Source organism: Comamonas badia DSM 17552, assembly GCF_000484635.1.
GTDB classification, from domain to species: Bacteria; Pseudomonadota; Gammaproteobacteria; order Burkholderiales; family Burkholderiaceae_C; genus Comamonas_C; species Comamonas_C badia.
Genome location: NZ_AXVM01000001.1, coordinates 291,722 through 315,653 on the forward strand (window position 1 = coordinate 291,722; position 23,932 = coordinate 315,653).

At 64.7% G+C, this 23,932-nt stretch carries 23 protein-coding genes; all 23 read left to right on the top strand.

What is annotated here, in order from left to right:
• Positions 1-83: 83 nt before the first annotated feature.
• The 23 genes from K320_RS0101435 to K320_RS0101545 all read left to right on the top strand — a co-directional run bounded on the left by K320_RS0101435 (position 84) and on the right by K320_RS0101545 (position 23,932).
• On the top strand, positions 84-1,943 hold the full coding sequence (locus tag K320_RS0101435) for a copper resistance system multicopper oxidase (protein ID WP_024537124.1): 1,860 nt from the start codon (positions 84-86) through the stop codon (positions 1,941-1,943).
• A gap of 263 nt (positions 1,944-2,206) precedes the next feature.
• Complete coding sequence (locus K320_RS0101440) at positions 2,207-3,148, top strand: copper resistance protein B (RefSeq protein ID WP_407059749.1); 942 nt, start codon at positions 2,207-2,209, stop codon at positions 3,146-3,148.
• Between the two features lie 22 nt (positions 3,149-3,170).
• A complete protein-coding gene (locus K320_RS0101445) occupies positions 3,171-3,677 on the top strand; it encodes a cupredoxin domain-containing protein (RefSeq protein WP_024537126.1) in 507 nt (168 codons plus the stop codon).
• Positions 3,678-3,731: 54 nt separating this feature from the next.
• Complete coding sequence (locus K320_RS0101450; RefSeq protein ID WP_024537127.1) at positions 3,732-4,073, top strand: copper-binding protein; 342 nt, start codon at positions 3,732-3,734, stop codon at positions 4,071-4,073.
• Between the two features lie 75 nt (positions 4,074-4,148).
• A complete protein-coding gene (locus K320_RS0101455) occupies positions 4,149-4,619 on the top strand; it encodes a hypothetical protein (RefSeq protein ID WP_024537128.1) in 471 nt (156 codons plus the stop codon).
• Positions 4,620-4,629: 10 nt separating this feature from the next.
• A complete protein-coding gene (locus K320_RS17920; RefSeq protein WP_024537129.1) occupies positions 4,630-4,908 on the top strand; it encodes a DUF2933 domain-containing protein in 279 nt (92 codons plus the stop codon).
• Between the two features lie 4 nt (positions 4,909-4,912).
• The gene (locus K320_RS0101465) at positions 4,913-5,560 is read left to right on the top strand and encodes a methyltransferase family protein (protein ID WP_024537130.1); all 648 of its coding nucleotides are present in this window, start codon (positions 4,913-4,915) and stop codon (positions 5,558-5,560) included.
• 55 nt (positions 5,561-5,615) lie between these two features.
• Positions 5,616-6,119 (top strand): c-type cytochrome, encoded by a 504-nt coding sequence (locus K320_RS0101470; protein ID WP_024537131.1) that lies wholly within the window; start codon positions 5,616-5,618, stop codon positions 6,117-6,119.
• Between the two features lie 108 nt (positions 6,120-6,227).
• Positions 6,228-8,090, top strand: coding sequence for a DUF3141 domain-containing protein (locus K320_RS0101475; RefSeq protein WP_029695707.1), 1,863 nt, complete (start codon positions 6,228-6,230; stop codon positions 8,088-8,090).
• Between the two features lie 136 nt (positions 8,091-8,226).
• A complete protein-coding gene (locus K320_RS0101485; RefSeq protein WP_024537133.1) occupies positions 8,227-10,620 on the top strand; it encodes a copper-transporting P-type ATPase in 2,394 nt (797 codons plus the stop codon).
• 53 nt (positions 10,621-10,673) lie between these two features.
• Positions 10,674-10,916 (top strand): hypothetical protein, encoded by a 243-nt coding sequence (locus tag K320_RS0101490; RefSeq protein ID WP_238530609.1) that lies wholly within the window; start codon positions 10,674-10,676, stop codon positions 10,914-10,916.
• A 43-nt stretch (positions 10,917-10,959) separates the two neighbouring features.
• On the top strand, positions 10,960-11,295 hold the full coding sequence (locus K320_RS19390; protein WP_245593806.1) for a hypothetical protein: 336 nt from the start codon (positions 10,960-10,962) through the stop codon (positions 11,293-11,295).
• A gap of 271 nt (positions 11,296-11,566) precedes the next feature.
• On the top strand, positions 11,567-12,883 hold the full coding sequence (locus tag K320_RS0101500) for a TolC family protein (RefSeq protein WP_013519546.1): 1,317 nt from the start codon (positions 11,567-11,569) through the stop codon (positions 12,881-12,883).
• 14 nt (positions 12,884-12,897) lie between these two features.
• Positions 12,898-14,382: an efflux RND transporter periplasmic adaptor subunit gene (locus tag K320_RS0101505; RefSeq protein WP_024537135.1), complete on the top strand. Its 1,485-nt coding sequence runs from the start codon at positions 12,898-12,900 to the stop codon at positions 14,380-14,382.
• Positions 14,379-17,498, top strand: coding sequence for an efflux RND transporter permease subunit (locus K320_RS0101510; protein ID WP_024537136.1), 3,120 nt, complete (start codon positions 14,379-14,381; stop codon positions 17,496-17,498). Before K320_RS0101505 ends, K320_RS0101510 begins: the two co-directional genes overlap by 4 nt.
• A 62-nt stretch (positions 17,499-17,560) precedes the next feature.
• The gene (locus K320_RS18905; protein WP_156913779.1) at positions 17,561-17,758 is read left to right on the top strand and encodes a hypothetical protein; all 198 of its coding nucleotides are present in this window, start codon (positions 17,561-17,563) and stop codon (positions 17,756-17,758) included.
• Positions 17,759-17,984: 226 nt separating this feature from the next.
• Complete coding sequence (locus K320_RS0101515; protein ID WP_013519543.1) at positions 17,985-18,881, top strand: LysR family transcriptional regulator; 897 nt, start codon at positions 17,985-17,987, stop codon at positions 18,879-18,881.
• 562 nt (positions 18,882-19,443) lie between these two features.
• Entirely contained in the window at positions 19,444-20,202 is a 759-nt protein-coding gene (locus K320_RS0101520; RefSeq protein WP_013519542.1) for a hypothetical protein, read from the top strand.
• Positions 20,203-20,326: 124 nt separating this feature from the next.
• Positions 20,327-20,545 (top strand): AlpA family transcriptional regulator, encoded by a 219-nt coding sequence (locus K320_RS0101525; protein WP_013519541.1) that lies wholly within the window; start codon positions 20,327-20,329, stop codon positions 20,543-20,545.
• 40 nt (positions 20,546-20,585) lie between these two features.
• Positions 20,586-21,452: a ParA family protein gene (locus tag K320_RS0101530; RefSeq protein ID WP_024537137.1), complete on the top strand. Its 867-nt coding sequence runs from the start codon at positions 20,586-20,588 to the stop codon at positions 21,450-21,452.
• Positions 21,436-21,693, top strand: coding sequence for a hypothetical protein (locus tag K320_RS0101535; protein WP_013519539.1), 258 nt, complete (start codon positions 21,436-21,438; stop codon positions 21,691-21,693). Before K320_RS0101530 ends, K320_RS0101535 begins: the two co-directional genes overlap by 17 nt.
• A complete protein-coding gene (locus tag K320_RS0101540; RefSeq protein ID WP_013519538.1) occupies positions 21,686-23,359 on the top strand; it encodes a ParB family protein in 1,674 nt (557 codons plus the stop codon). The genes K320_RS0101535 and K320_RS0101540 overlap by 8 nt, the downstream gene beginning before the upstream one ends.
• A gap of 12 nt (positions 23,360-23,371) precedes the next feature.
• Positions 23,372-23,932 (top strand): DUF2857 domain-containing protein, encoded by a 561-nt coding sequence (locus K320_RS0101545; RefSeq protein WP_013519537.1) that lies wholly within the window; start codon positions 23,372-23,374, stop codon positions 23,930-23,932.

The window sequence follows — 23,932 nt, forward strand, 5'->3', positions numbered from 1 at the left end:
GTAAGGCCTGCCGACATGAAGCTGACAGGAATGTAATGTCGCAAACATCTTTCTGAAAGGGCGGGCTCTTCAGAATCTGCGGCATGCGATTCCAAATCCCTTCCTTTTCCGTCTCCCCAGGCCAGGCAATCCAGCGCCGGCGCTTTCTGAGGGCGCTAGCGGCGGGTACCGCATTGGGCACGCTCGATGCCGCACTGCCCGCCTGGGCACTGCAAGACCTGCCAGCAGCCCGTACGGGAACGCCACCCGAGTTGCGTGGCCCCGTCTTTGACCTGACGCTGGCCGAAACCCGCGTCGACTTCGACGGCCGCACGGGCATCGCCACCACCATCAACGGCAGTCTGCCCGGGCCGACGCTGCGCATGCGCGAAGGCGAGACCGTGACGATTCGCGTCACCAACCGCCTGCGCGAGACGGCATCTATCCACTGGCACGGCATCATCCTGCCATTCCAGATGGACGGCGTACCGGGCGTGAGCTTTGCCGGCATCGCGCCCGGTGAGACCTTCACCTACCGCTACACGCTGGAGCAAAGCGGCACCTACTGGTACCACTCGCACAGCGGCATGCAGGAGGTGACCGGCCTGTATGGCGCGCTCATCGTCGAGCCGCGCGATCGTGAAACCATTCGCACCGACCGCGAGCACGTCGTGCTGCTGTCGGACTGGACCGGCACCGACCCGATGCGCGCGTTGGCCAAGCTCAAGGCGCAAGGCGACGTGTTTAACCAGCACCGGCCCACCTTCGTCAAATTCCTGCGTGACGTCCGCGAGCAGGGCCTGGGCGCGGCGCTGCAGGAGCGTGACATGTGGTACGCCATGCGCATGAGCCCGAGCGACATGGCCGATTTGTCCTCGACCGTGCTCAGTTACCTCGTCAACGGCAGCGCGCCTGGCGCCAACTGGACGGCGCTCTTCAAGCCCGGCGAGCGCGTGCGCCTGCGCTGCATCAACGGCAGCGGCAATACGTTCTATGACGTGCGCATTCCGGGCCTCAAGCTCACCGTGGTGCAGGCCGACGGGCAAGACGTGGAGCCAGTGACGGTGGATGAGTTCCGCTTCGGCCCCGGCCAGACCTACGACGTGATTGTGCAGCCCAAAGACGATGCCTACACGCTCTTTGCGCAATCGATGGATCGCACCGGCTACGCGCGCGCCACACTGGCGGTACGCCCGGGCCTGAGCGCGCCGGTGCCCGCGCTGGATGCGGTGCAGTGGCTCACCATGGCCGACATGATGGGCGGCATGGCGCGAGGCGGTGGCCACGACATGGCGGCGATGGGCCACGGCCCCATGGCTGGGATGAACCACGCTGGCATGGCCGGCATGCAGGGCATGGGCGGCGGGCACGACATGTCGGCCATGGGCGGCATGCCCGGCATGGCGCACAGCATGGCGTCCAATCCGTTGCAAAAGCCCGGCACCGCCGTGCGCCACGCTCGCACCGAATGGGGCCCCGGCGCCGACATGCGCGTGGACATGCCGCGCACCAACCTGGATGACCCCGGCGTCGGACTGCGCGGCAACGGCCGGCGCGTGCTCACGCTGGCCGATCTCAAGACCGTCGGCGGATCGCTCTATGCCGGCGGGCCCGAGCGCGAAATCGAGTTGCATCTGACGGGCAACATGGAGCGCTACACCTGGTCGTTCGACGGCCTTGACTTCACCGACAGTCGCCCCGTGCATTTCCGCTACGGCGAGCGCCTGCGCGTAATCCTGCACAACGACACCATGATGACCCACCCCATGCACCTGCACGGCATGTGGCAGGAGCTGGAAAACGCCTCGGGCGAATTCGTCGCGCGCCTGCACACCATCCCCGTGCAGCCGGCGCAGCGCGTGAGCTTTCTCGTCAGCGCCGACGCGCTCGGCCGCTGGGTCTGGCACTGCCACCTGATGTTCCACATGGAAATGGGCATGTTCCGCGAGGTGGTGGTGGCATGAGAAAGAACCTGAAAATGAACCGACTTGCCCCGCACACTTTGGCCTTGCGACTGGTGCCGCTGGCCACGGCCCTGATCCTCACGGCCACTGCCACGTCCGCCCTGGCTCAGGATCACGATGCGCATGGCGCACACGACGCTGCGGCACAGTCCAGCACCGCGCCTGCGGCCGGGTCCATGGCTGGCATGAATCATGAGGGCATGCCGATGCCGGCGGGCAGTGCGCCGACAGCGGATGAAGCGTCTGCCATGAATCACGGCAGCATGCCCATGCGAGGCAGCGTCCCGGCTGCAAATCCTGGAGCGCCAACCATGGATCATGGCGCCATGCCGGGCATGGATCACGGCCCCGCGCCATCCCAAGGTGCCGACAGCGGCCCCGCTTCCGCGATGAACCACGGCGCTGCGCCAGCTTCCAGCGGCTCCATGGCGGGCATGGATCACGGCGACATGCAGATGCAAGGCGGCAGCCCGCCCGCCGATGCGCGCGACCCCAACGGCTATTCCGACGGCTTCGAGCGCGGCAGCGGCAAGTATTCGCTCACGGGCGTGCCGCGCCTGCAACTGGGCGACCAGATGAGCTTTGCGAACCTGAGGGTCAACCGCTTGGAGCGCGCCTGGGCGCGCCACGGCGATAACGCCACGACGTATGACCTGCAAGCGCGCATCGGCCGCGACTTCAATCACCTGGTCATCAAGGCCGAGGGCGACGTCGCCCAGGGCAAAGTACAGGATTCGCGCACCGAACTGCTCTGGGGCCACGCCATCGCCGCCTTCTGGGACAGTCAACTCGGCGTGCGCTTCGACCACGGCACAGGCAAGGATCGCCAGTGGCTTGCGGCTGGCGTGCAGGGCCTCGCGCCCTACTGGTTTGAGCTCGATGCCACGGTCTATCTGGGCAGTGGCGGCCGCACCGCGCTGCGGCTCGAAGGGAGCTATGACTGGCTTCTCACGCAAAAGCTGATTCTGCAGCCGCGCACCGAATGGAATTTCTACGGCAAGAGCGATCCGGCCAACGCCATCGGCAGCGGCCTTGCCAACGCCAGTGCGGGTTTGCGCCTGCGCTACGAAATCACGCGCCAGATCGCACCCTACATCGGCGTCGAATGGCAACACAGCTTTGGCCTCACGGGAGACTTCGTGCGCGCCTCGGGTGGCAGTGCCACCCAGACGCGCTGGTTGGCGGGCTTGAATTTCTGGTTCTGATTTTTCCCAAGGAGTCGTTTGAATGAAGAAAAGCATCCTCATTTCCCTGTTTGCCGCGGCGGCGTTTCCGCTCGCTGCGCTGGCTGCCGGCACGCACGCTGGTGGCCACGACATGCCCGCCTCGCACGGCAACATGAGCATGTCGGAGCACAGCGCCATGTTCGGCCAGCCCGGTGACCCGGCCAAGGTCACGCGCACGATCGACGTGGTGATGAACGACAACATGCGCTTCGATCCCTCAAGCATCAATGTGAAGGAGGGCGAGACCGTGCGCTTCATGGTGCGCAACGCCGGCAAGATAAGGCACGAAATGGTGCTCGGCTCGCTGGACGAATTGAAGGAGCACGCCAAGGAAATGCGCGCCAATCCCGGCATGGTGCACAGCGAGCCTAACCAGGTGAACCTCAAGCCCGGCCAGCGCGGCACGATGGTGTGGCAGTTCACCCAGCCGGGCAAGGTCGATTTTGCTTGCACCGAACCGGGACACCTTGAAGCCGGCATGGCCGGGCAAGTCGAGGTTGCTCGCTGAACTGATCTTGCAAGTCTTTTTGAACCCCCATCGATTATTCCTTCAGAGATCATCGTGACCACCATCCAACGTCTACTCACCATCTCCGCCCTGGCCATGGGCGTTGCCCTGCCGATGGCGGGCCATGCCCAGGTCAGCCCCAGTCCAGGTCAGGTGGCGGCGCCTGCGTCGGACTCGATAACCAATGGCGAGGTCAAGAAGGTCGATCCGGACAACGGCAAGGTCACCCTCAAGCACGGCGACATCAAGAACCTGGACATGCCCGGAATGACCATGGTCTTCACCGTTCGCGACAAGGGTCAGATCACCAAGCTCAAGCCCGGCGACAAGGTGCAATTCACGGTCGTCCAGGAAGGTGGAAAGATGGTTGTCACCGACATCCAACCCGCGCGCTGAGCAGAGTCACCACCGCATCATGCCGCCGGACGCGGCAGCCCGAGTCTCCCCCCTCCACCGCAAGAAGGAAGCATCATGATTCACATTCGCCACTCCCTGATCGGCCTCTGTGTCGCCGCCGCCTCCGTGGGCGTGCTGGCGCAAGGCTCCGACGAGCACAAGGACCACCATCCAGCGGAAACGACCGCCCCTGCGGCGGCAGCTCCGGCGCCGGCTGCAGCACCGCTATCGCAGGCCATGAACCCGGCCATGATGGCCGCGATGGAACAACGCATGCGAGCCATGCACGAGAAGATGGCCGCCGCCAAGACGCCCCAGGAGCGGCAGGCATTGATGGCCGAACACATGAAGACCATGCAGGACGGCATGCGCATGATGGAGTCGATGCACGGCCAGATGGCATCGGGCAACCCGCCCGCCGGTATGGCTGGCATGCAGCACGACCCGCAGATGATGGAAAAGCGCATGGCCATGATGGAGTCGATGATGCAGATGATGATGGATCGAATGTCCATGCCGCAAACCTCCACTCCCGGCACAAAGTGAGGAGGCCGTCATGACCCATGACCATGCATCCCATCCGCAGAGTGTGCAGACCGGCGGGTTCTGGCGCTCGCGCTATGCCATCGGCCTGCTCGTGTTCGGCGCTGCCGCCGGGTACTTTCTATGGACCGAGCACCGTGCCCACTTGGCGCAATGGTGGCCCTATGCCTTCCTGCTGGCCTGCCCGCTGATGCATGTCTTCATGCACAAAGGCCATGGTGGTCATGGCGGCCACGGTGGTGGCTCCGGAGCCACTGGCCAGGGCACTGGACAAAACTCCGACAGGGGCTGAGGCCATGGAGCACACGGGATCGTCGTATGGCCTGTGGACTCTGGTGGTGCTCAACGTGGCGATCTTCGTCATGTTCGCCTTCAGCTTCTTCAAGCCGGCCAGCGCGCGCGACTGGCGCAGTTTCGGGGCGTTCACAGCGTTCATCGTGGCGCTGTTCGTGGAGATGTATGGCTTCCCGCTGACCATCTACTTCCTGTCGGGCTGGCTGGGCCAGAAGGTCCCGGGCGTGGACCTGCTGAACCACAACGCCGGTCACCTGCTGGAGCTGCTGTTCGGCTGGGGCGGTGATCCGCACCTTGGGCCGTTCCACATTCTCAGCTACCTGTTCATTGGCGGTGGCTTCTGGCTGCTGGCCGCGGCTTGGCCCGTGCTCTACGAGGCCCAGCGGCAGGGGCGGCTGGCGCGCACCGGTGTTTACGCTCGGGTGCGGCATCCGCAGTACATCGCCTTCGTGTTGATCATGTTCGGCTTTCTCCTGCAATGGCCGACCTTGCTGACGCTGTTGATGTTCCCGGTGCTTGTGGTGGTGTATGCCCGCCTGGCGCACAACGAGGAGCAGGAAAGCGGACGTCGTTTTGGACAGGCTTGGCAGGAGTATGCGCAGCATGTCCCGCGTTTCATTCCGCGCTGGGGCGCATGGGTCCAGCCTTGAGCGACGCATCCGATGACCAGAATGTGACCATCAGCATGAAATCAAGGAAGTTGCGATGACGTTGAAACCGCTGATCCTGGGGGCCGTAGGATTGCTGGCCTTGCTGCTGGTCGCAGGGGCGGGTTACTTTTCCCTGCGCGCCAGCGACCGGCAGGCGATGCCGCCGCTGCACAGCCTGCACCCCGATGATCCCCAGGTGCTGCGCGTCGGCGCCCGCATCTACGCGCAACAATGTGCGGCCTGCCATGGCGCCAAGGGCGAGGGCCAACCCAGTTGGCGTGATCGCGGGCCCGATGGCCTGCTACCGGCACCGCCCCACGATCCCAGCGGCCACACCTGGCACCATCCCGACGAGCAGCTGTTCGCCATCACCAAGCAGGGACTAGCCCAGTTGATCGATCAGCCCGACTACCGTACGGCTATGCCCATCTACGGCGGTGTACTGAGCGACGACGAGATCGTGGCCGTGCTGTCATGGATCAAGGCGCAATGGCCGCCCGAGATACGGCGCCGCCACGATGAAATCAATGTCCAGTACCGCTTGTCTTTGTCCCGCTAGCCATCGGGGCATGGGCCAGTACGGGCCGGATGCGTCCACAAGGAAAAGGGCTTGACCTTGCCGCGATGGCAAGGTCAAGAATCGAGATAACTCCACAAAGGCATGGGCATGAACCAACACCTGCATCACCACGGCCATGCCGCGGGCGAACAGACCCCGGCAACTCAGGCACCGTCGGCGCTGGACTTTTTCGACTACCAGCGGGACTTCCTCGAACGCACGGTACTTTTCTGGGACACGCTTCGCCAGCGCGCGAACAACATGCTTGAGCACGAGCGAGCCGGGTTGCCGCCGCTTCTGGATTTCAAGCACGAAACGCTGCTGGACGCGCGCCGCTTCGAGCGGCCAGTCAACTATGCACTGCTGCGCATCACCGAAATCGACACGCATTGCTGGGATGACTGCGTCGATCCTGACAAACCGCCGGTCATCGTCGTCGATCCACGCGCCGGCCATGGCCCCGGCATTGGCGGCTTCAAGCGCGACTCCGAAGTCGGAATGGCCATGCGTGAAGGCCATCCGGTCTATTTCGTCATCTTCTTTCCGGAGCCGACTCTGGGGCAGACCCTGGCAGACGTGTTGCATGTGCTGCGGAGCTTCGTCGAAGAGGTCGCACTACGCCATCCTGGCAAGCCTCCTGTGCTCTATGGCAACTGTCAGGCCGGGTGGGCGGTGACGCTGCTGTCCGCAGACTGCGCCGGTCTGGTCGGGCCGGTGGTGCTCAATGGTTCACCCTTGTCGTATTGGGCCGGCGAGTCCGGTGTCAATCCGATGCGTCTTTCCGGAGGGCTTCTTGGCGGCAGTTGGTTGGCGCATCTGACGGCCGACCTGGGCAATGGCCGCTTCGACGGGGCCTGGCTAGCGCAGAATTTCGAGAACCTCAAGCCCGAAAAGGCCGTTTGGGAAAAGTACGCCCAACTCTTCACCAACGTTGACAGTGAGCAGGGGCGCTTTCTGGAGTTCGAACGCTGGTGGAACGGTTTTTATTTCCTGAGCCGAGAAGAGATTCTCGCGATCGTTGAGAACCTGTTCATCGGCAATCAGATTGAACAAGGTCTTTTCCGGATTTGCCAGGGTTGCACTGCTGACCTGAGGCGGATCACGAATCCAATCGTCATCTTTGCATCCTACGGCGACAACATCACGCCACCGCACCAGGCGCTTGGATGGATCCCCGCTGTCTACAGCGACACAGAGAATCTCAGGCAAGCCGGGCAGCGCATCGTCTACCTCACGAACCCGCATGTTGGCCATCTCGGCATTTTTGTCTCTGCCAGGGTGGCTCGTTTAGAGCACCGGGCCATCCTGGAGAGCCTGGCTGACATTGAAGCGCTGGCCCCGGGCCTCTATGAAATGAAGATCGACAATCCGTCGGGTGACCCGGACTGCCATAAACCCAGCTACAGCATCCGCTTCGAACCCCGTCAGGTGCAAGACCTGAAAACGGATTACCCGCAGGAAGCTTTTGAGCGCGTGAAACAAGTCTCGACGGTCAACGAAGCACTTTACCGGGCATTCGTCAGTCCTTGGGTGCAAGCGCTGGCCACGCCCTGGACAGCCGAAATGCTCAAGTGGCTCCATCCGATGCGCACCAGCCGTTATTTGCTCTCTGAAGCGTTCAGTCCATGGATGCGCGGCGTTGCCTTGCTGGCCGAGTCGCTTAGCAAGAACCGCCAACCGCTTGCGCAGAACCACCCGTTCATCAAGCGGGAGCGTGAAGCCGTAGGGGAAGTAACCCATGCGATGGGACAACTGCGCGAAGGCCGCGACGCTGCGAGGGAGCAGGCGTTTCGCCTGATGTTTCAAAACCCTGACTTGTTCTCAAGCGTTCTGAGCATGATGGGAAAAAAGGTCGGTGATGGCAATCTAGGGCGCCCCAATTCAGTTTCTGTGCTCGATGTGAAAGACGATCAGGTCGTGAAAACCGTTCCAGTGGGTAAGACGCCCAACGGCATCAGCGTTACGCCTTGACGGTTTAGCCGTCGCGTGCAGCCGCCGGGCAAGCATACAAAAAGTAGAACAAGCCAGATTCGTCCAATAAAAACAGCCTCGACCTTGCCATGCTGAACAGGTCAAGGGTCGAGCCAAACTCCACAAGGACATTGACATGAGCAATCACATACATCAGCACGGCAAGGGAGATTCGGCTGCCTTGGGTGGTGCTCCAGCAACAGATGCTCTCCGTGCAGCCAATGACACGGCCTCTGAGGCAGCGCATTCCGACATGTTCTATGTCTGCCCCATGCATTCAGAAGTGCGGCAGAAGCAACCGGGTCGCTGCCCCAAGTGCCAGATGCATCTGGTGCCCGAGGGCGAAGCGGCACATGGCCACTATCACCACGGCCATGCCGCTGGCGAACAGACCCCGGCAGCTTCTGCAGCGGCGCCCATGGAGGTCCCGGCGGGGACCATCTACACCTGCCCCATGCACCCGGAAGTGCAGCAGGATCATCCCGGCAATTGCCCGAAATGCGGCATGTCGCTCGAACCGGTGATTCCGCTGGATGAGGAGGACAACAGCGAACTGATCGATTTTCAGCGCCGCTTCTGGTGGACCCTGCCGCTGACCGTGGTGGTCACCATCCTGGCGATGTTCGGCCACCGCCTCGGCTGGTTCGACATGAAGACCCAGACCTGGGTCGAGCTGGTGCTGTCGCTGCCGGTGGTGTTGTGGACGGGGTGGCCATTTTTCGTCCGCTGCTGGCAGTCCATCGTCAACCGCAGCCCCAATATGTGGACGCTGATCGGCCTGGGCACCGGCGCCGCCTTTGTCTACAGCGTGGTCGCCACCCTCGCGCCCGGCGTGTTTCCAGACTCGTTCATCGCCCACGGCCGCGTCGCCGTCTATTTCGAGGCGGCGGTCGTCATCATCTCGCTGACCATGCTGGGTCAGATCATCGAATTGAAGGCGCGCTCGCAGACTTCGGCGGCCATCAAGGCTCTGCTGGGCCTGGCCCCCAAGACGGCGCGCCGCATCAATGCCGACGGCAGCGAGGAGGACGTGCCTTTGAACCATGTTCACGTCGGCGACCTGCTGCGCGTGCGGCCCGGCGAGAAAGTGCCCGTCGATGGCGTGGTGACCGAGGGCAGCAGTGCCGTCGATGAATCCATGCTCACCGGCGAGCCCGTGCCGGTGACCAAGCGCGCCGGCGACGGCCTGATTGGCGCCACGATGAACACCAGCGGCGCACTGGTGATGCGCTCGGAGAAGGTCGGCGCCGCCACCATGCTGTCGCAGATCGTGCAGATGGTGGCCAATGCCCAGCGCTCCAAGGCGCCGATGCAGCGCATGGCCGACGTGGTGGCCGGCAAGTTCGTGGTCGTGGTGGTGCTGATCGCAATCGCGACCTTCTTCGTCTGGGGATTCTTCGGCCCCGAGCCGAGCTGGGTGTTCGGCCTGATCAACGCCGTGGCGGTGCTGATCATTGCCTGCCCTTGCGCGCTGGGCCTGGCGACCCCGATGTCCGTGATGGTCGCCACCGGCCGCGCGGCAACGCAGGGGATTCTGTTCCGCGATGCCGGCGCCATCGAAAAAATGCGCGAAGTGGATACGCTGATCGTGGACAAGACCGGCACCCTGACCGAAGGCAAGCCGGCCTTCGACACCGCCGTCGCCGACCCGGGCTACACGCCGGATGAGGTGCTGCGCCTGGCGGCCAGTCTGGATCAGGGCAGCGAGCACCCGCTGGCGGATGCCATCGTCCGCGCCGCGCGGGACAAAGGGCTGAGCCTGACCAAGGCCGACGACTTCGAATCGGGCAGCGGCATCGGCGTGCGCGGCACGGTCGAAGGCAAGCATCTGGTGCTGGGCAACACCGCCTTGATGCAGCAGGAGAACGTGGCCACCGATGCGCTCAAGGCGGACGCAGAGCGCCTGCGCAGCGAGGGTGGCAGCGTGATGCACCTGGCCGTGGACGGGCGGCTGGCAGGCATCCTGGCCGTCACCGACCCGATCAAGGCCACCACGGCCGACGCCATCAAGACGCTGCACGACAGTGGCCTGCGCATCGTCATGGCGACGGGCGACGGCCTGACCACGGCCCGGGCGGTGGGCGCCAAGCTCCGCATCGACGAAGTGCATGGCGAAGTCAAGCCGGCCGACAAACTGGCCTTGGTGGAGCGGCTGCAGAAGGAGGGGCACGTCGTCGCCATGGCCGGCGACGGCATCAACGACGCACCTGCCCTGGCCAAGGCCGACGTGGGCATCGCTATGGGCACCGGCACCGACGTGGCCATGAACAGCGGCCAAATCACCCTGGTCAAGGGCGATCTGCGCGGCATCGCAGCCGCGCGCGACATCTCCATCGACACCGTGCGCAACATGCGCCAGAACCTGTTGTTCGCCTTCGTTTACAACGGTATCGGCGTGCCCATCGCCGCCGGCGTGCTTTATCCCATCACGGGCTGGTTGCTGTCTCCATTGATTGCAGCACTGGCCATGAGCCTGAGCTCGGCCTCTGTCATCTTCAACGCGCTGCGGCTGCGGCGCGCACGAGGCTAACCCGCATCGAAACAATCAAAAAGAGGTTACCGATCCTGATGAACGGAATGTATATGAACGATATGGGGTGGTGGTTGGGTGCCCACTGGCTGACGATGCTGCTGGGTGCGGTGGTGATCGTGCTGCCGTTTTGGAAGATCTTTGCCAAGGCGGGCTTTTCCGGCTGGCTCGGCCTGCTGATGATCGTCCCCATGGTCAACCTGATCGCACTGTACGTGCTCGCGTTCTCGGACTGGCCGAGATTGAGACGCGCCGACAAGTTGGATTCCGGTGAAATGAATCCAGGGATTCGGTGACCTCGCATGCGCGGTGACTGGGCCGCCTGCGGGTAGATGGGCCATGAAGGCACTTCCTTCCCGGGACGGCTCTCTGATCCGCGGCAAGTTGTCACACATCCAGCACAGCGAACATCCCACCATGGTTTCCATCCGACGCATCGTCACGCAATGGGGCCGCCGGATCGTCGGCGGCCTCATCGTGGCCTTGCTGTTCTCGCAGATGGCGCTGGCGATGTATGCCTGCCCGAAGCTGGATGCGGATACGCACGCGGCATCGATGCAGATGGCGGGCATGGCCATGGACGAAGCCACCGGCATGTCCGCCATGCCGGACTGCCATGCCCGGGACGATGGACGACGAGTCTCCGCAGTTGTGCCGTGCCCATTGCAGCGGTGACGGCAAGCCCGCGCCTTCTCCGCAAGGACTTGACGGTCTATCTACTGCGGCGGCGCATGCGGTCTGGATTGCCTACCTGCTTCCAGTGGTGCCCGACCCGCAATCATCGACCGACGCCAGGGCTGATCCGGCGTGGCTCGACCACCGAACGGGCTCTTTCCCCTTCCATCTCACTTTCCAAGTCCTGCGTAATTGACACACCAAGTCGTGCCCGCCGTGCATTGGCACGGCAGAACACGTGACTTCGTGGCTATCAATTTCGAGGACCATCATGCTTATTTCTTCCTCCGGCGCTCCCGGCGAGCGTCGCCCCGCGCCTGGCCGTGGCGTAGTGCGTGCGACCTCGTGCCGCACATGGACGCATCGACTGAGCGTTTTGAGCATCGCCCTGGCCGGCAGCATGCTCGCCGCCAGCGGGGCCTACGCGCTCAGCTTTGTCGAAGCGAGGGAAATCGCTGAACAGCAAAGCCCGCGCGTTTCCGCGCAGCGATTGCAGATCGATGCGGTCGAGTCCGCGCAGAAGGCCGCCGGCACGCTGCCGGACCCCAAGCTTTCCATCGGCCTCGAAAGCTTCCCCATCAGCGGCATGGACCGCTGGAGCCTGACGCGCGAATCCATGACCGGGCAGCGCCTGGCCCTGATGCAGGAGGTTCCCAACCAAGCCAAGCGTGCGGCCAAGGTGGCCAGCGCCCAGGCGCGCGTGGAACGCGAGCGCGCGGCGCTGGTCTTGCAACGCCTGCAGATACGGCAGGAGCTCGGCCTGGCGTGGATTGCCGCGCAGGCCGTGGAACAGCGTGATCAACTGCTCGCGGAACTGCTGGCCGAGAACCGGCGCCTGCAAGACAGCCTACTCGCGCGGGTGGCGGGCGGATCGGCTCAGGCGGGCGACCTGCTGACCGCGCAGCAGGAGGCGCTGGCGCTGTCGGACCGGCGCGACGACCTGCAGCGCGACCGGTCCAAGGCACGAGCCATGCTGCGGCGCTGGGTCGGGCCGCGCGCCGACGAATCGCTGCAGGGCGGCACCGGTCCGCTCATCCATCCCGTTGCGCAGTTGCGCGCCGAGCTGTCCAGCCATGCCGAGCTGGCGCTGTACCCGACCATGCAAAGCATGGCACGGGCGGAGTCCCACGAGGCGCAGTCGGAATCGCGTGGCGATTGGTCTTGGGAAGTTGCCTATACCCGACGCGATCGTCGCTGGGGCGACATGGTGTCGTTCCAGTTGACCTTCGACCTGCCCTGGCAGAAGGAGCGGCGCCAGACCCCGATGATCCAGGCCAAGCAGCGCGAGCTGGAGCGCCTGGAGGCTGAACAGGAAGACGTGACCCGCAAGCACCTGCAGGAGCTCGACGACAGCGCGGCCGAACTACAGGCCCTGGACAGCCAGATCGAGCGCCTGCAGTCCACCGGGCTGCAGTTGGCGCAGGGGCGCGCGGAGCTTGCGCTGAGCAATTACCGCTCCGCCAAGGGCGACCTCAGCGCCGTGCTCGGCGCGCGCGCCCAGGTGCTGGAGGCACGCCTGCGCCTGATTGACCTGCAAGCCCAGCGCGATGGCGTGACGACGCGCCTGAACAGCCTGATCGCCGATTAGTGGAGCCCATCACCATGAACAACTCTCTGAAAAAATCCCTCGCGGGCCTGACGCTGATCGCTATCGGCGTGGCCGCGGGCTGGGGCCTGGCCCAATGGCGCACCGATACCACACACGCTGGGAATACGACAGTGCCCCAAGCCGGCGCGGCGGCCGAGCGCAAGGTGCTGTACTGGTACGACCCCATGTCGCCGACGCAGAAGTTCGACAAACCTGGCAAGTCCCCCTTTATGGACATGGATCTGGTGCCCAAGTACGCGGACGAGGACGCCCAGGGCAGCACAGGCATCAGCATTTCCCCCCAGACCGTGCAGGCGCTGGGCCTGCGCACGGCCGTGGTGGTGCAGCGCGCCATCGGCGCTGACGTAGACGTCGTCGGCAACGTCCTGCTGAATGACCGCGATGTCAGCATCGTGCAGGCACGCTCCGCAGGCTTCGTGGAGCGGGTCTATGCGCGCGCGCCGGGCGACGTGATCGGTGCTGGCGCGCCGCTGGCAGACCTGCTGCTGCCCGAATGGGTGGCGGCGCAGCGCGAATTCCTGGCGGTGCGTGCGCTCAAAGACGGGTCGCTGACGACGGCCGCCCGCCAAAGGCTGCTGCTGCTGGGCATGCCGCAAACCCTGGTGGCCCAAGTGGAGCGCACGGGCGAACCCAGGGGCATCTACACCGTGACCACGCCCCAGGGCGGGCTGGTGGCCGAGCTCATGGTGCGCCAGGGCATGACTGTCTCTGCGGGCGCAAGCCTGGCGCGCGTGAATGGCTTGGGCACCGTCTGGATCGAGGCCGCAGTACCCGAGGCGCAAAGCGGCCCGCTGCAACTGGGGCAAGAAGCCCAGGTGCGCCTGGCGGCGTTTCCCGGCGAGGTGCTGCGGGCGCGCATCGTGAGCATCCTGCCGCAGGCCAACAGCGACACCCGCACCGTGCGCGTGCGGCTGGAGCTGGCCAATCCCGGCCAGCGCCTGAAGGCTGGCATGTCCGGCCAGATCACGCTCAAGGGCCGCGAGCAGCCCGCACTGCTGGTTCCCAGCGAAGCCGTCATCCGCACCGGCAAGCGCGCCCTGGCCTATGTGGTCGATGGCCCTGGCAAATTCCACCCCGTGGAGGTGCAGCTGGGGGCGGAGATCGGCGACCAACTCGTGGTGCAAGGTGGACTGGAGGCGGGGCAGCAGGTGGTGGCCTCGGCACAGTTCCTGATCGACTCCGAGGCCAGCCTGCGCGGCCTGTTGCCCGCATCGCCGGGGGCGACGCCGGAGCATGGGGCGCATGGCGCGGCCCCGGCCTACACGGTGCGCGGTGTGGTGGAAGAAGTCTCCACTGCCGAGCTGACGCTGGCGCATGACGCCATCCCCGCCCTCAAGTGGCCCGCCATGACCATGGGCTTCAAGCTGGCCGACCCCCGCCTCGCCGCAGGCCTGGCACCCAAGCAACAGGTGCGCTTCACCTTCTCCAAGCAGGGAGAGGACTACGTGATCACCGCCATCGAAGGGATCAAGCCATGATTGCCAAATTGATCCGCTGGTCGGTGGCGAACCGCTTTCTGGTGCTGCTGGCCACGGCTATGCTTACGGCCTGGGGGGTGTGGGGCGTGCGCAGCACGCCCGTGGATGCCTTGCCGGACCTGTCCGACGTGCAGGTCATCATCCGTACCAGCTACCCCGGCCAGGCGCCGCAGATCGTGGAAAACCAGGTCACCTATCCCCTGGCCACGACCATGCTGTCGGTGCCGGGGGCCAAGACGGTGCGCGGCTTTTCGTTTTTCGGGGACTCGTTCGTCTATGTCCTGTTCGAGGATGGCACCGACCTGTACTGGGCGCGCTCGCGGGTGCTGGAGTACCTGAACCAGGTTCAGGGACGCCTGCCGGCCACGGCCAAGCCGGCCCTGGGGCCCGATGCGACGGGGGTGGGCTGGATCTTCCAGTACGCGTTGGTGGATCGCACGGGCAAGAACGATCTGGCGCAGTTGCGCGCGCTGCAGGACTGGTTTCTGAAATTCGAGCTCAAGAGCCTGCCCAATGTGGCAGAGGTAGCCTCGGTGGGCGGCATGGTCAAGCAGTACCAGGTTGTGCTCGACCCGGTCAAGCTCGCCTCCTACGGACTGAGCCAGGAGCAGGTGCGCGCGGCGCTGGTGGCCGCCAATCAGGAAACTGGCGGCTCGGTGCTGGAGCTGGCGGGGGCCGAATACATGGTGCGCGCCAGCGGCTATCTGAAAACCCTGGATGATTTCCGTGCCGTGCCGCTGGTGGCGCGCGGCGGTGTGCCGGTGCGCCTGGGCGACGTGGCCACGCTGCAGATCGGGCCGGAGATGCGGCGCGGCATCGCCGAACTCGATGGCGAGGGCGAGGTCGCCGGCGGCGTGGTCATCCTGCGTTCGGGTAAGAATGCCCAGGAGACGATTGCCGCCGTCAAGGCCAAGCTGGACGAGCTGCAGGCCAGCCTGCCGCAGGGGGTGGAGATCGTCACCACCTACGACCGCAGCGCGCTCATCGAGCGCGCCATTCGCAACCTCACCATCAAGCTGGGGGAGGAGTTTCTGGTGGTGGCGCTGGTCTGCGTGCTCTTTCTGTGGCACCTGCGCTCGGCGCTGGTGGCCATCATCTCGTTGCCGCTGGGGGTGATGATGGCCTTCCTCATCATGCGCTACCAGGGGATCAATGCCAACATCATGTCGCTGGGCGGCATCGCCATCGCCATAGGCGCGATGGTGGATGCGGCCGTGGTCATGATAGAGAACGCGCACAAGAAGCTGGAAGCCTGGCAACACGCGCATCCGGATCAGCGGCTGCAAGGCAAGGAGCGCTGGGAGGTGATCACGCGGGCCGCGGAGGAAGTCGGTCCGGCGCTGTTCTTCTCGCTGCTCATCATTACCTTGTCCTTTATTCCCGTCTTTACCCTCGAAGCCCAGGAGGGGCGCCTGTTCGGGCCACTGGCGTTCACCAAGACCTACGCCATGGCGGCGGCGGCGGGGCTGTCGGTGACGCTGATCCCGGTGCTCATGGGCTATTGGATTCGCGGACGCATTCCCGACGAGCAGAAGAATCCCATCACCCGCATGTTGATCGCGGTCTACCGGCCCAGCCTGGAATGGGTGCTGCGCTGGCCCAAGGCAACCTTGCTGATCGCGGTGCTGGCATTGGCGACCACAGCCTGGCCGCTGGCCCGGCTTGGAGGCGAATTCCTGCCCCGGCTGGATGAGGGGGATCTGCTCTATATGCCGTCGGCCTTGCCGGGGCTGTCGGCGCAACGCGCCGCCGAGCTGCTGCAGCTCAGCAACCGCATGATTAAGACCGTGCCCGAGGTCGAACGCGTGTTCGGCAAGGCGGGTCGTGCGGAAACCGCGACCGACCCCGCGCCGCTGGAGATGTTCGAGACCTCGGTGAAGCTCAAGCCCCGAGAGCAATGGCGCGCCGGCATGACGCCCGAGAAGCTCATCGAGGAGCTGGATCAGGCGGTGAAAATCCCCGGCCTGTCCAACATCTGGATTCCGCCGATCCGCAACCGCATCGACATGTTGGCTACCGGCATCAAGAGTCCGATCGGCGTCAAGGTGACGGGCAACGACCTGCATGTGATCGATCGCATCGCGGCAGAGGTGGAGCAGGTCGCGAAGGGCATTCCAGGCGTGTCGTCATCGTTGGCGGAGCGGCTGACCGGCGGCCGGTATGTGGACGTGCAGATCGACCGCGTGGCGGCGGGGCGCTATGGGCTGAACGTGGCCGATGTCCAGGCGGTCGTCGCCGGTGCCGTCGGTGGCGAAAACGTGTCGGAGACCGTGGAGGGGCTGGCGCGCTTCCCGATCAATCTGCGATACGCGCGTGAATGGAGGGATTCACCGGAAAGGCTGAAGCAACTGCCCATCTTCACCCCCATGGGGCAACAGATCACGCTGGGCACGGTGGCGCGCATCGCCATCACCGATGGCCCGCCCATGCTCAAGAGCGAGAACGCCCGCCCGTCCGGTTGGGTGTACGTGGATGTGCGCGGCCGCGATCTGGCCTCGGTGGCCAACGAGTTGCGCGATGCGATTGGCCGTCAGGTCAAGTTGGAGCCAGGGGTGAGCATTGCGTACTCGGGACAGTTCGAGTACATGGAGCGGGCCAATGCACGCCTGAAGGTCGTGGTGCCGGCGACTCTGTTGACCATCTTCGTCTTGCTGTACCTGACGTTCAGTCGTCTCGACGAAGCCGGCTTGATCATGGCTACCTTGCCATTTGCCCTCACGGGAGGCATTTGGTTCCTGTATCTGCTGAACTACAACCTGTCCATCGCCACAGGGGTCGGGTTCATCGCGCTGGCGGGTGTAGCGGCGGAGTTCGGCGTGGTCATGCTCATCTATTTGAAGCACGCTTTGGATGAGCGTTGCCCCGGCGGCCGACGGCCAACGCAGGAAGAACTGCTGGAGGCGATCCGGGAGGGCGCCGTGCTGCGCGTGCGGCCCAAGGCGATGACTGTAGCGGTCATCCTGGCAGGCCTGGTGCCGATCGTCTGGGGCAGTGGCACGGGTTCGGAGGTCATGAGCCGCATTGCGGCGCCGATGCTCGGAGGCATGGTGACGGCGCCGTTGCTGTCGCTGTTCGTGATCCCCGCTGCTTATGTATTGATGCGCAAGCCACGCTAATTTGAAGGATTGGCAGCGGTTTGTTATGAACCCCTGCGCTTCTTCAAAGAATGACCTGATTAATGAGCAGTCATCACCAGATAGCCGAGCAGTGCGCGCAGATGGCCCCCGAGAACGCCAGGCCCGGCCAGCGGGCCTATGGTTTTGGCAAGGGAAATCTGGAATTACTGCTGCCACTGCGTCGGCAATCCGTTGGCCCTGTCGGCGCATCGCTTTCATCCCACATGGAGACGTTGAAAGCGCGTGTGATCGGCAACTGATTGACGGCCATCTGATTTTGGAGTCGGTCTATGGGTGAGGCCACATCGCTGCGCTGCGTGCCATTTCGAACGATCAAGTTGCTCTTTGGCTTGAAGTTGCCGGAAAGCCGTTCCCGGCCTTGAAGCAGGAAGTGTGGGATGCAAGGTAGAACCGCAGGGCAGCTCAGGCGCGCATTCATGTTGGTTCTTCGAGTCACAAGCAGTGGCTCTATGGAGACGAGGAAACATGGATTTACGCCATATCCGGGCCTTTGTCGCGGTGGCCGAGGAACTGCACTTCGGCCGTGCTGCCAAGCGCCTGCACATTGAGCAGTCGCCTTTGTCCCGCACTATTCGCGCGCTGGAGACAGACTTGGGAGTGGTGCTGCTCCGGCGCACGGCGCGCGGTGCCAGCCTGACTTGGGCCGGACAGATCTTCCTGCAGGATGCCCGCCGCATCATGCTGGCCGTCGAGCAGACTGAAGCCAGAGCGCGCGCCGCGGCCGAGGGGTGTCAGGATACGCTGCGCATTGCACTTGCAGGCGACATCGGACGGTCTCGGTTGTCGACGTTGCTCGCACTGTGCCGGCAGGAAGCTCCGCAGGTGAACATCCGTCTATCCGAGATGCCAATAGCCCAACTGGTGCATGGATTGAACTCGGACTTGTTCGATGCCGGCTTTGCAATGATCGACGACGTGGGCGCGGGGATCATTGCTACGCCGGTGTGGGTAGACCCATTGATGGTCGCACTGTCCGCACGACATCCGCTGCTGGTCTTCAAGGAGGTACCGCTGGAAGAAGTGGTGAGATACCCGCTGGTGCTGTGCGATCCACAGAGCTGTAAAGGCTGCAGGCAGCAGCGTGAACGCCTATTCCGGTCATTCGAGGTGCGGCCGATGGTGGACGAGTACATCACCACCCATGGTCTGATGCTGACGTTGGTGGCGGCGGGGTACGGGGTCGGCTTTTCGAGCGCTGCACATTTTGCGGGCTGCCAACAGGCAGACGTGGTGGCCCGGCCGCTGGTTGATCGGACGGCATCGCTGACCACCTATCTGCTGCGACCAGAAAGAGGCATGGGAAAAGCGTTGAGGCAGTTCATCGAACATGCGAAGCGTGTCGGGTTGCCTTCAGGCGCTTGACGAACGGTCTTTGTAAAGACCGTCTATCGGACGGCGTGATTCCTTTTCGGTCTTACGCCTGACCCAAATTGCATCACGGCCAGGCAGCTACCTATCGCTCCTTTGCGAGCCGCTGCACATGTCGATCTGATGCCGGTGCGTGACGCACCCATCTCTGCCGGGCAAGTCAGTGAAGTGACGCGGAACGCATGCGCCGTTGCTGAGTGCAAACCGGCTCGGAGAGGTGACGCATTAGTTCTTTACCCTCAGACGGTTTCGGGCGAAAACCTTGTCGAAAGTTTCCGGGTGGAGCACGGTGCCACTCATGTCCTTTTGATGAGTTAGGGCGCGCGACCTTTCGGGCTGTTGCCCAGGTAATAGGGTATTTGTCCGGGGCATTATGGTGGAGGACTGCGCGGCGTCTTAAGGCGCAACCGTCCAATTTTGATTTAGGGCATAACCGACGGGCAGCATCTTCACCACGATGCCGGCCGCGCGGTTCATCCGGGTTCCTGGGTCATCGCCGCGCCCACGTGGGTCGGGCGCGACTGCCGGAGTTTGATCCGACGATGAGAAGCGCGATATGCAGAAATCAAGCTGCCTTTCCTTTGGCGCCAAGACGTACTACCGACCGATCGAGGCGGCGATCCGTTGGGCGGGCCTGTTGCGCTTCGAGTTGCGTATTCTGGAAACGCTCGGGCCGCGTGCTATCCCCGAGACGAGCGATTTCCCGCGCTGGCCGGTGTTGCGGCTTTTCGCGGAGCGAATCTTTGACGCGCTGGCACACGATGAACTGCGCTTTGGCAAAGCCGGCATCGCACAAGAATCGCAGCGCCCCGCACTCGATGACCCTGACTTGATCGTGCGCCATGTCGATCTGAAGGCGTGGATGTCGTATTACTACCCTGGCGAGCGGCCGCCGTTCCTGTTCGACGAAATCGAACGCGAGTTGCATCCCGCTGTGAACCTGGCAACGCTGAACGTGCTGTTGGCAGACCGCGAAGCGACCAAGGTGCAACTCGCAGAACTCACACAACTGCATGCGGCGTCGCATGCGCAGCACGAAGCGTTGGTGAAGGAATATGCCATCCGTACAGCCGAGGGTGACGGCGCACGTGAGCCGGGACTGCGCAGCGAGTCGACCTATCTGAACATCATTGGCGGCTTGCTGAATTTGCTGTTAGGCAAGTCACCCGCCGGCACATCCTATTCATCCTTCGACAACGTGGGCGCCGTGGTCAGCGCGCTGCTGGCCCACCATGAAGGACGGCCCGGCATCAGTGAGCGGACGCTGTGGAGCAAGCTTGCCCAAGCGCGCCGCCACCTGGAAGCATCGCGCTGAACCTGCGGCGGCGCACTGCAATTGCAGTTGTGCGTTCTGCAGTTGCAGTGAATTCCGCAGCGGCAGCGTATGGAATACGAGGCACTTTCTTATCAGCGCCGTCGAGCGTCTAGGAGTGTTTCTCATGTCTTCGCAGATCACCGCGCCGGCCTTGCCGCCCGAGCACCGCATCCTGCGCCGCACCGAAGTAGAGGTCAAAACCGGCTTCAAACGCGCGCACATCTACAGCCTGATGAAGGAAGGCAAGTTCCCCAAGGCGCTGCGCCTCGGCGTGCGCGCCGTGGGCTGGGACTCGGTGGAGATCGAGCAATGGATCGCGGATCGCCTCAACGAGCGCGCCTGACGCTTTTCCTCGGTACCTGTCATTCAACCGGGAGAAGCCCATGCAGGTGGTGTCCATCATTTCGACCAAGGGCGGCGTGGGCAAGACCACGACGGCGGCCAACCTGGGCGGCTTCGCGGCCGACGCCGGGCTGCGCGTGCTGCTGCTGGATCTGGACGTGCAGCCCACGCTGTCGAGCTATTTCACACTGGCCGCGCGCGCGCCGGCCGGCATCTACGAGATGCTGGCCTACAACGAGCAGCGCCCCGAGCAACTGGTGTCGCACACCGTGATCGAGCGGCTTGACCTGGTGCTCTCGAACGACGACCGGGGCGAGCTGAACACGCTGCTGCTGCACGCGCCCGATGGAAGATTGCGGCTGCGCCACCTGCTGCCTACCCTGGCGCCGCGCTACGACCTGCTGCTGATCGACACCCAGGGCGCGCGCAGCGTGCTGCTGGAGATGGCGGTGCTGGCCTCGAACCTGGCGCTGTCGCCGGTGACGCCGGAAATCCTGGCGGCGCGCGAGCTGCGGCGCGGCACGCTGCAACTCATCGAGGACATCGCGCCATACCGCCACCTCGGCATCGAGCCGCCGCCGCTGCACCTGCTCATCAACCGCGTGCATCCGGTATCGTCGAACGCGCGCCTGATCCAGCGGGCACTGCGGCAGGTGTTCCAGGGACAGTCCGGCGTGCGTGTGCTCGACACCGACGTGCCGGCGATCGAGGCCTATCCGCGCGCGGCCACGCGAGGCCTGCCGGTGCACCGGGTGGAGTACCGCCAGCCGGCGGGACGCGCCGCACCCGCGGCATTGGACACCATGCGAGCGCTGGCCAGCGAGCTGTTCCCGGCGTGGCAGGAGCGCTTCGCGCTCGTCAACGGCCGCGGCGACGCGGGAGGGGCCGGCCATGGCCAGCGCGCATGAACTGGCCCGCGGCCACAAGCGGCTGCGAACGCTGATCGAGTTCGCCCTGGGCGAAGGTTGGAAGGTCGTGCGCACCCGCGGCGGGCACCTGCTGTTCACGAAGCCGGGCTGCGCGCCGATTTACACCAGCTCGACGGCCAGCGACCACCGCGCCGAGGGCAACGCCCGCGCGCAGCTTCGCCGCGCCGACCGACAGGCAGCCCAGGGTGTTGCAGCATCTCAGGAGAACGGCCGTGGCTGACCTGACGCCGCAGGACATGGCCGCCAAGCTGCTGGCCTCGGGCTTCGAGCGCAACTGCCCTTCGGTCGCGGCCCTGAGCGACCCCATCGCCGACACGCCGATGGTGGTGACGCTGGACCAGTTGCGCCCCTACGACCACGACCCGCGCGTGACGCGCAACCCGGCTTACGAGGACATCAAGGCCTCGATCCGCGAACGCGGGCTGGATGCGCCGCCCGCGATCACGCGCCGGCCCGGCGAGCCGCACTACATCATCCGCAACGGCGGCAACACGCGCCTGGCGATCCTGCGCGAGCTGTGGAGCGAGACGAAAGACGAACAGTTCTTCCGCATCCCCTGCCTGTTCCGCCCATGGCCGCAGCGCGGCGAAGTGGTGATGCTGACCGGGCACTTGGCCGAGAACGAGCTGCGCGGCGGGCTCAGCTTCATCGAGCGGGCCTTGGGCGTGGAGAAGGCGCGCGAGTTCTACGAGCAGGAAAGCGGCCAGGCGCTGTCGCAGAGCGAGCTGGCGCGGCGGCTCACGGCCGATGGCTTCCCGCTGCCACAGTCGCACATCAGCCGCATGCAGGACGCCGTGCACTACCTGCTGCCGGCGATCCCGACGCTGCTGTACGGCGGCCTCGGCCGGCATCAGGTGGAACGGCTCGCAGTGCTGCGCAAGGCCTGCGAACGCACCTGGGAGCGGCGTGCCTTGGGCTGCAACCTGTCGGTGGACTTCGCCACGTTGTTTCAGGACGTGCTCAGCCAGTTCGACACGCAGCCCGACAACTTCTCGCCGCAGCGGGTGCAGGACGAGCTGGTCGGCCAGATGGCCGAGCTGCTGGGAGTGGACTACGACACGCTGAGCCTGGAGATCGACGACAGCGAGAGCCGGCAGCGCGCATTGACCAGTGATCCCGCGCCGCTGCAGGCGGCAAGGCCTGCGGTGCCGGCGGGGTCTTCGGCCGAGCCACCGCGACCACCGTCACCGCCTTCGCCGCCGACCGGCCCCTCGGTGCAGTCGTCGGAGCCTGGCGCTGGTCAGGCTGCGCAGGCCGATTCCACGCCGGCCGCCAGCGACAAGGGCATGCAGCAGGATGATGGGCTGCGCGACGAGCGCCTGCAGGGTCACATCGTGTCCCCGGCCCCGACCACCGAACGCCTGCAATCCATCCAGCGCATGGTGGCCGATCAGATGGGCGACAAGCTGCCCGACTTCGAGGTCGACGCGCTGCGTGCAATCCCCGTGCAGGCGGGCGGGCTCTATCCCATCTCGGACGTCTGGTACATCGAGCCCGGCCTGGACGTGCCGGATCGGCTGCGGGTGCACATCGCGCAGTTCGCGCGCGAGATCGCCGAGGAAGCCGACGTGGCCGGGCAGGTCGAGCCCAGCGAAGGCGGCATCGGCTTCGTCTGCGTGGCGCCTCCGGCGGTGCGCGCATTGCCACCGTTCGCGCGTGCGGTGCTGACCTTGCTGCATGCGCTATGCGCCGCGCCCCAACCCGCAACCGGCCTCGATGGCGCCCGGCTGGCCGACGACTTGGCGGCCTTGCTGCATGGCGGCGGCACATATCCGCGCCTGAGCGATGCCGGGCTGGTAAAGCTGTTCCGGCTGCTGCGCCTGGCGCGCCGGCTGCTGAACCTGGAGACCGGCGCGGCCTCCAGCAACCCCGGCCACGGCGCCTGAGCGGAGGCCATCATGTCGGCACCGCATCCGCTCAACCAGGCCGTCATCGCACAGGCGCTGCACGACCTGCGCAATGGGCAACTGCGGCGCTGCAAGGCGATGGGCTTCGGCGAGGAGGAACTGGACGCTCTCAAGCACCCCGAACTCGTGAGCATGCTGGTCAACGCCACGGTGTCGTGGTGTTCGGTGTCGGTGAACCGCGATGTGCTGAAGCGGCTGCTGAGCCAGGTGCATGACGTGAAGCGCGAGATCGCCACGGTGGACCGCATGCTGCGCCTGGGTGCCAGCACGGAGATGGTGAGCCGGTTCTACGGTCTGACGCATCAGGAGGTCGCCCTGCGCCGCGACATCCTCGGCCTGCCCAAGCGCAAGGGGCGCCATCCGGTGCTGGACGAAGAGCAGGACACGGCTCTGTGGAGGCACTGGCAGGCCGGCATCGCCGAACGCAGCATCGCGCTGGACGATGAGGTGGCGATGCTGACGCTGACCATGGACCTGGCCGAGACCTTGAGCCTACCGATGTCGGTGATCTGGGCGGCGATACGCAACTGGATCGACCAGGGGCTGGTGTAG